5 protein-coding genes and 4 tRNA genes are annotated in these 6,368 nt (G+C 42.7%); 6 read left to right on the forward strand and 3 right to left on the reverse strand.

Features of this window, described 5'->3' with window-relative positions; all coding sequences use genetic code 11:
* Positions 1-705 precede the first annotated feature (705 nt).
* Both pssA and R7035_RS24820 read right to left on the reverse strand, forming a co-directional pair.
* Positions 706-2,046 (reverse strand): CDP-diacylglycerol--serine O-phosphatidyltransferase, encoded by a 1,341-nt coding sequence (gene pssA, locus R7035_RS24815; protein WP_005388686.1) that lies wholly within the window; start codon positions 2,044-2,046, stop codon positions 706-708.
* Between the two features lie 71 nt (positions 2,047-2,117).
* Positions 2,118-2,549 carry a GNAT family N-acetyltransferase gene (locus R7035_RS24820; RefSeq protein ID WP_025768994.1) on the reverse strand — a complete coding sequence of 144 codons (432 nt, stop codon included), beginning with the start codon at positions 2,547-2,549 and terminating at the stop codon, positions 2,118-2,120.
* A gap of 101 nt (positions 2,550-2,650) precedes the next feature.
* On the opposite strand from R7035_RS24820, the gene murB reads away from it, so the two are divergent.
* A complete protein-coding gene (gene murB, locus R7035_RS24825; RefSeq protein ID WP_025768995.1) occupies positions 2,651-3,694 on the forward strand; it encodes a UDP-N-acetylmuramate dehydrogenase in 1,044 nt (347 codons plus the stop codon).
* Positions 3,691-4,656, forward strand: coding sequence for a bifunctional biotin--[acetyl-CoA-carboxylase] ligase/biotin operon repressor BirA (birA, locus tag R7035_RS24830; RefSeq protein ID WP_017821965.1), 966 nt, complete (start codon positions 3,691-3,693; stop codon positions 4,654-4,656). Before murB ends, birA begins: the two co-directional genes overlap by 4 nt.
* Positions 4,657-4,663: 7 nt before the next feature.
* On the opposite strand, the gene coaA is transcribed toward birA, so the two are convergent.
* Complete coding sequence (gene coaA, locus R7035_RS24835; RefSeq protein WP_005388683.1) at positions 4,664-5,587, reverse strand: type I pantothenate kinase; 924 nt, start codon at positions 5,585-5,587, stop codon at positions 4,664-4,666.
* Positions 5,588-5,792: 205 nt separating this feature from the next.
* Here coaA and R7035_RS24840 point away from each other — a divergent pair.
* The 4 genes from R7035_RS24840 to R7035_RS24855 all read left to right on the forward strand — a co-directional run bounded on the left by R7035_RS24840 (position 5,793) and on the right by R7035_RS24855 (position 6,188).
* Positions 5,793-5,868: transfer RNA gene (locus R7035_RS24840), tRNA-Thr, on the forward strand.
* A gap of 36 nt (positions 5,869-5,904) precedes the next feature.
* A tRNA-Tyr gene (locus R7035_RS24845) sits at positions 5,905-5,989 on the forward strand.
* A 35-nt stretch (positions 5,990-6,024) separates the two neighbouring features.
* A tRNA-Gly gene (locus R7035_RS24850) sits at positions 6,025-6,099 on the forward strand.
* 13 nt (positions 6,100-6,112) lie between these two features.
* Positions 6,113-6,188 (forward strand) — tRNA-Thr (locus tag R7035_RS24855).
* The last annotated feature ends 180 nt before the right edge of the window (positions 6,189-6,368 follow it).

Consider the following 6,368-nt stretch of genomic DNA (forward strand, 5'->3'; position numbering starts at 1 on the left):
GGGGTCGCGGGTTCGAGTCCCGTCCACTCCGCCACTTATATTAAGCCTCAGTCGAAAGACTGAGGCTTTTTTCGTTTCTACTGCGGCGTTTCCCTGAAGTGTGTTTACACCTAATTAGACTACTCCCCATAATCCCTACTAAGTGAACTTTGCGTGATTACACACTAGGCTTTAATTAATATAGGCCGTTGATGCTGTGGAAAGACAATATGACCTACAAACAAACCTAAGTAATCTATGGTATTCAAAGGCGTTCAACGGCTTGAATCTTGATGAGAAAGAAAAAACGAACTGTGCACATAATCCAGAAAAGCGTCATATATACCCCCAATCTCTCCTGGCTCAAAAATCAAACGACTTGAAAAGAATTGGAAGGTGAAAGATTGAAGGAGCTCTTCATTAGCGAGGTGATGATTTTCGACGCTGAACATTTGATGAGTCTCAGAAAAAATATATCGCCAAGGGGTAAGAAGCGCCAAAACAGAGAGGGGTAGCTTAGCTCGAGGCTGTAAGCTATGCGGAATACTCACAAACGTCAAAGCTCAAACCCATTAAGAGAGTCGCTCTAGATCTAAGTGGTTATGTGCTCACTAGCGGTACTAGAAAATAGTTAAGTATTCCAAATGGATTATATGAAAAAGCCAACTGCTAAAGCGGTTGGCTTAGTATAAAAATCTCGACGTACTTTAGAGCGAGAAATGATGTCTAAAGAATACGTTTTAAAACACCATCTGCCTTTAGGCGGGTAATTTTTCTGACCAGTCGCTGTACCCCTATAGGATAGTCTTCTACTTTCTCTAATTGCTTATAAGTACAGATAAGGTGAGTATGCTCAAGAATACGCGAAACTTCGTCTTCAAACTTCTCAGTGAGCTTCGCATAATTGTCTTGTATGAGTAGCCCATTTTCTAGGTCGAGTGACCAAGCACGTGGGTTTAGGTTATTCCCAGTAAGTAGCATATAGCGTTTATCAACCCAAATACCCTTAAGGTGGAAGCTGTTATTGTCATGCTTCCATAGGTGAATTGACAATTTACGTGCGGCGATATTCGCTTCATTGGCTTTCGCAAAGCGACGCAAATTCACTTCGTAAAGATATGGAAGTCCGCCAATGGTTTTAAAGTCTTCCTCAGGTGCAATGTAAAAGTCATTGGCGGTTTTATCGCCCACAACAATAGTTACTTTCACACCACGCTTCATGGCTCGTTTCACTTCACGATGAAGTGCTTTAGGGAAGTTAAAGTAAGGCGTACAAATGAAAATTTCGTCTTGGGCTGCTGCCAATAACTTTACAATCTGTTGATTGAGCAGATTACGGCGTTTGCCTAGCCCAACTAACGGAGTGACTTTTACACTTTCTTCTGTTGCAGCTTGGTCTTCAAACTTATAGTTGGCTTGAGCAAGAGAAGCCCTCAGTTGGCGAATCGCCGACTTTATTTCTTTGGTTTCTGGCTTATCTTTTCCTGCAAGATCATTAACGGCAGGGTGAGCAATCATTTCTTCCTGAATGAATTGCACCATTGAATTCGCTAAAGATTCATGTCGAATCACATGGTAACGATCAAATCGATAACGTTCATGATAATGGAGATAAACGTTATTTAAGCTCGCCCCACTGTAGATAACAGTATCATCGACAATGAAGCCTTTTAAATGCAGTACCCCAAAAACTTCTCTGCCACGCACTGGTATGCCATAGACAGGGATTGGGTGTTGGTATTTGCTGGCATATGCTTTGTAAAGCGCTGAATTACCCTCAGATGTCTCCGCACCAATCAGGCCACGCTGCGCTCGATGCCAGTCGACACAGATATTGATGTCCAACCCAGGATTGCGCTGTTTCGCTTCATAAAGCGCAGTGAGAATTTCACGTCCAGCTTCATCATCTTCCAGATATAGAGCGACTAGGTAAATTCGCGACGTTGCTTTGCTGATAGCATCTAAAAGACGGGTTCTGAATGATTCTGCTGAATACAGAACATCAAAGTCTTCCGGATTGACAGCGAGACTTGGCAACTGTTCGAATGGATTCCTACTTACTATCATATCGGTATGAGTACCTTAGTTTAGTGCAATATTGCGAACCTGCCATTTTATCAAAGATATGATTTACCTGGCTACAAAAGCACGCGTTTTGATGTCGTTGAAGAGATGAATTGCATTGGAATGAGATCTTTACCGCTATCTACATAACGTTGAAATGCCATTTTTAGCGGGTGTGGTAGCTCAGAGCAATCAATTGTTGTGAATCCATGCTTGGAATAATAGGATTCGAGATGTGTAAACGCGAAGCAATAATCGCCATCAGTGAAAACATTTTTTTTACAATGAGTTAGTAGTTCTTTTCCAATCCCTGTTCCCCTAACTTTCGGAATGACCAACATTCCTGTCAATAGACGAACTTTATCTACACTTTTTAAACGTAGTAACGCAATGATTTCACCTTTATGGCTTGCTGTAATGATCAATTCATCTTTTTTGGCTCGACCCGCAGGGTAATACGCTTTGTATAGTTTCTTAATGAGGGGGAGCTTGATGGGATTTAACACTTCTATGATTAATGAGTCTGGTATTGTCACTGCGGTTAAAAGATAACTAATGTAGAATGTCGACAGTTTAAGAGAATCTTATCTGGTGTTGCAAACCTACTATGCAAATTAAAACAAATGCGAGCCTAAAGGCTTACCATACTTTTGGAATTGAACAATCGTGTTCCTATTTAGCTATCGTTGAGTCGCTTGAAGATGTTATTGAGCTATTTCAAAACCCAAGATTCACCCATTTACCGAAACTTTTTTTAGGTAAAGGAAGTAATGTTCTTTTTACAGAACATTTTGAGGGATTAGTGATTGTTAATCGAATCATGGGTAAAGAAGTCACGGAAACGGATGAGCACTACCTATTACATATTGCCGGTGGTGAAGATTGGCCTGAATTGGTTTCCTGGTGTGTGAATCAGGGGATCGGTGGGATCGAGAACTTAGCTTTGATTCCAGGTTGTGCTGGCTCGGCTCCTATTCAGAACATTGGTGCGTATGGCCTAGAGCTAAAAGACATCTGTGATTATGTAGATGTTCTTGATCTAACTACGTTTGAAAACAAAAGAATGCACGCCCAAGACTGTGAGTTTGCCTATAGGGATTCCATATTTAAACATGCGTTGCACGGAAAGTGCTTTATCACCGCATTAGGGCTTAAGTTGGCGAAGCAATGGCAGCCGATTAACCAGTACGGTCCTTTACAAAGTATCCCAGAAGAACAACTCAGCCCTGCTTCTATCTTCGAACGAGTATGCCAAGTGCGAAAGGCAAAACTGCCAGATCCAACCAAGATAGGTAACGCAGGTAGTTTCTTTAAAAACCCAGTGATCACGCAAGATCACTATGATCGACTCACAAAAAAATACCCTAACGTAGTGGCCTACCCAGCTTCTGGAGGAATGAAAATTGCTGCTGGTTGGCTTATCGATCAGTGTGGATTAAAAGGGAAGTCTGTACACGGTGCGCAGGTCAACCCTATGCAAGCTTTGGTTTTGACCAACATGGATAATTGTAGTGCTGATGACATTGTCGCGCTTGCTTATTTAGTGAAGCAGACGGTATGGGATAAATACCAAATCATACTTGAGCATGAAGTACGCTTTCTCAATCGTACCGGGGAGACGAATTTGACTCAGATCGAGGCATCTAGATGAGAAAAGATCACTCTACGAAACTTCATATTTTAAGGTTATTAAGTGATGGAGAGTTTCATTCAGGAGAAGCGTTGGGCGACGATCTTAATGTTTCCAGAGCGGCAATCGCTAAGCACATTAAAGGTCTTAGTGAATGGGGGATTGATATTTATCGAGTGCAAGGGCGCGGTTACCAATTAGCCTCACCATTGCAGTTGTTAGACGAGACTCTCCTTACCACTAGCTCGGAGTCACTTGTTGAACTCGTCCCTGTGATTGACTCAACGAATCAATATTTGCTCGACAGAGTCGCGGATTCGGAAAAGGGCCGTGTTTGTATTGCTGAATATCAAGCACAAGGGCGTGGTCGCCGCGGTAGACAATGGGTCTCACCGTTTGGCTCTAACTTATATCTCTCTATGTATTGGCGACTGGATGCAGGAATGGCTGCGGCAATGGGCTTGAGCTTGGTGATTGGGATTGCCGCAGTGGAAGCTTTGGAAGAAGTAGGCATGCAAGGTGTTAAACTCAAGTGGCCGAATGACTTGTATTATCAAGATAAAAAACTGGCCGGAATCTTGGTTGAAATGTCGGGTCAGGCCGGTGGGGCTGCTCATCTAGTGATTGGGATGGGCCTGAATATTGGAATGCCTGACGACCAGCCTGAGATTGACCAGCCATGGACCACGTTGAACCAAGTAAATCAGAGTCTCAAGATCGATAGAAATGTTCTAGCAATGACACTTATCAAGCATTGGAATTCCGCACTTGTCGAATATGAAATGAAAGGACTTACTGGCTTTATCGAACGTTGGAATCGGTTAGACAATTTCCTTAATCGTCAGGTCAAACTGCTTATTGGTCCTAGAGAGGTATATGGCGTCGTTCGAGGCATCGATCATCAAGGTGGAATATTAATCGAAACCTCCCAAGGACTAGAGACTTATATTGGTGGTGAAATCTCGTTGCGTAAAAGTGACTAATCTTCGATTACTTTCGCAACGAGACTTTATCAACTAAGTGGTTAACGCCTTTGTGTAGAATCAAGTGGGCTCTCTCACGAGTTGGAAGAATATTCAATTCTAAATTGAGCCCATTAATATCATGCCAAATTTGCTTCGCTTTTTTCTTTGCGTCATCGACAGAGAGTTGTGTGTAGTGGCTAAAATAAGAGCCTGGTTTCGTAAAGGCCCCTTGGCGAAACTTTAAAAAGCGTTCTACATACCAATGTTCAATGGTCTCTGTTTCTGCATCGACATAAATTGAAAAATCTAAAAAGTCAGAGACGAAGACACGATGCGGGTCATGTGGATAGTCCATTCCACTTTGCAGAACGTTTAAACCTTCAATAATAAGAACATCCGGTCTATCCACTTTTCTTAGTTCATCAGTAATGTCATACGTGATGTGAGAGTAGATGGGTACTTCAAGATCGGGCTTTCCTGCCTTTACGTCAGACATGAACTCGACTAAGCGCTTGATATCATAGGATTCTGGGAAGCCTTTACGATGCATGATACCGCGTTCTTCTAGTACTTTTTTCGGATATAGGAAGCCATCTGTTGTAACCAAGGACACTTTGGGATGATTCTCCCAACGAGAAAGCAATGCCGTTAGAATACGAGCAGTCGTACTTTTGCCTACAGCAACACTGCCAGCGATACCAATTACGAAAGGGGGAGCATGTTCCTCTGTATTTAAGAATTGTTGTAATACGGAATTGCGGCTTTGACGAGCCTGGACATACAGATTCAAAAGACGAGACAAAGGAAGGTAGATCTCTACCGCTTCCTCCATGGTTAGGTTTTCATTAATGCCCTGAAGCGCAGTCAAGTCGTCTTCAGAAAGTGTCATCGGTACAGAGTTTCTTAACTCGGCCCAATTTGCACGGTCAAATGACAAAAATGGACTCATGGGTCTCTTTTATCCTTGGTTTAATAGAAGCAAGAACATACATCAAGCGAACTTCAAAGCAAACGACAAAGGTCGAAGTTTACTTTAAAAAAGCTAAGTTTGTACGAATTTGCAGCAAACGAATCTAAAAAATCGAAATTTATGATTTTTTTTCAAATTACTATTGCAACCTAGAAAATCATTCAATAGAATGCGCACCACTTATGCCGACTTAGCTCAGTAGGTAGAGCAACTGACTTGTAATCAGTAGGTCACCAGTTCGATTCCGGTAGTCGGCACCATTCTTTCCTTTAGTAGTCTGAATGGCTTGAAAATTTGGAGGGGTTCCCGAGTGGCCAAAGGGAGCAGACTGTAAATCTGCCGGCACCGCCTTCGATGGTTCGAATCCGTCCCCCTCCACCATATTCTTTAGGAAATAGCTCTCAGAGTTACGTGTTGCGGGCATCGTATAATGGCTATTACCTCAGCCTTCCAAGCTGATGATGCGGGTTCGATTCCCGCTGCCCGCTCCACTCTAATTTGAGTGCTGATATAGCTCAGGTGGTAGAGCGCATCCTTGGTAAGGATGAGGTCGGCAGTTCGAGTCTGCCTATCAGCACCAGCTCTCAAGTTTATTTCCTTTTGATATTAGATTTACCAATTATCTTTTTTTGGTTGCGTGGTCAATTTGGGCCACCTAAATCCGTACCTAGAGGGACCACTCATGTCTAAAGAAAAATTTGAACGTACGAAACCGCACGTTAACGTTGGTACTATCGGCCACGTTGACCACGGTAAAACA

It is taken from the genome of Vibrio sp. 1731, from assembly GCF_033339955.1.
Taxonomy (GTDB): domain Bacteria; phylum Pseudomonadota; class Gammaproteobacteria; order Enterobacterales; family Vibrionaceae; genus Vibrio; species Vibrio alginolyticus.